Annotated in this window: 1 protein-coding gene and 1 pseudogene; both read left to right on the top strand. The window is 41.8% G+C overall.

Going from position 1 to position 1,326, the window contains the following annotated elements; translation table 11 throughout:
- Positions 1 to 1,051: hypothetical protein (locus IQR33_RS14365; protein ID WP_228013903.1), on the top strand; the 1,051-nt coding region annotated here is incomplete at its 5' end.
- Positions 1,048 to 1,326, top strand: a pseudogene (locus tag IQR33_RS14360) (hypothetical protein); the annotation flags it as partial. The gene IQR33_RS14365 and the pseudogene IQR33_RS14360, both read left to right, overlap by 4 nt.

Raw genomic sequence — 1,326 nt, 5'->3', positions numbered from 1 at the left:
CCCTGTATCAGGTGACTTCACTCAAGTAGATTTATTTGCTGAACCTTCAGTCATCTTGAATGAAGGTTCTTTTAAAAATGGTTGGTTAGGTGGTTGGGCTGGCATGCCTAGCTCTGCACCTGCTGGGGATATTGATTTTACTCGCAAAGTAAAAGTAGGCACTCCTACTAGAATATATAAGCTTCCATCAGGCGCGTGGTCTTCTGGAGAAATGCCTAACTTTAATTCAATCTTAAATGGCTCTACCCGTGGATGGTCATCAGATAAAACTATTCTATACACATTCACTTACACAGCTTTTGCTAAACAGACTAAGGGTTCTACTAACAAACCTGTGTTGAATAGTGCTGGTGGATTAGGTGCGGTTGCACAGAGTGGTGGGTTTCATGCCATTACTTGGGGGGCGTTATTAGTTGAATCTCTCATTGGCAAAGTGCCAACTTCAAGTGTTGGTGGAGCCGGCATGTCTTTATCTGACTGGATTAATATACCAATTCAGCATGATGGTAAAATTCATGTTGGTGACCTTAAAAAAGTAGAGCCATTTGATAAACCTCGCCCTAACAATGACTCTCCAGCAGTTAAAGCTCTATGGTATCAAACTGCGAATAATCAACAGTGCTCATTAAACTTTGCTTGGAATGAGTTGGTTTACAAGCCGTTCACCAATCCAATTGTTGACACTGGTGCTCAAATGCTTCGTAAGCGTGGTGTTATTTATCTTGTTGACGTTGCTGGAAGTGCATTGAATGGCAGACTCGTTATTTGGAATGGTAATGAGGCTAGTATTCCAGTGGACTATACTGCTTACTATGTTGACGCAAACAATATGATAAAAAGTAAGTCTTCAAATGCAGTAAGTACAATTCAACTATATACAGGTGACGGTTGGGGCGACGATTCAACAATTCGAATCATTGACGGTGCTGGAACATTCATAAACCTTAATGGTGATACTTGTCTATATGGTACGCATGAGCTGGCCATTCCATACGGTTACACAAAGAATAAAGCTCGTGCTGGTTCTCAAGTCAGTGGGGTGGATTTATGATCATTGATACCGACTACACGGCCTTAACCGATATTGATGAGAATATCCGGCATTACTATGCTGAAGATATTCGAGAACGAGTGATTGGCTACACAGAGGGGGAGGAACCTTCCCCTATAACCGAGCAATACACGGTCATTGTTCTTAATAAGCCTGAAGAGATTACTTTTCATGATGTAAACCAAAGACGCGGTGAGCGTAAGTCTTGGGAGCAAGTTGTTAAGCCAGAGCTTGAACGAGCAATTGCTTGGGAAGATTTTCAAGTAAACCACGAT

Origin of the sequence: Vibrio sp. OPT46 (assembly GCF_015163535.1) — a bacterium.
Lineage (GTDB): Bacteria > Pseudomonadota > Gammaproteobacteria > Enterobacterales > Vibrionaceae > Vibrio > Vibrio alginolyticus.
Note: the sequence above shows the minus strand (reverse complement) of the source record. Positions and strands in the feature narration are given on the sequence as shown.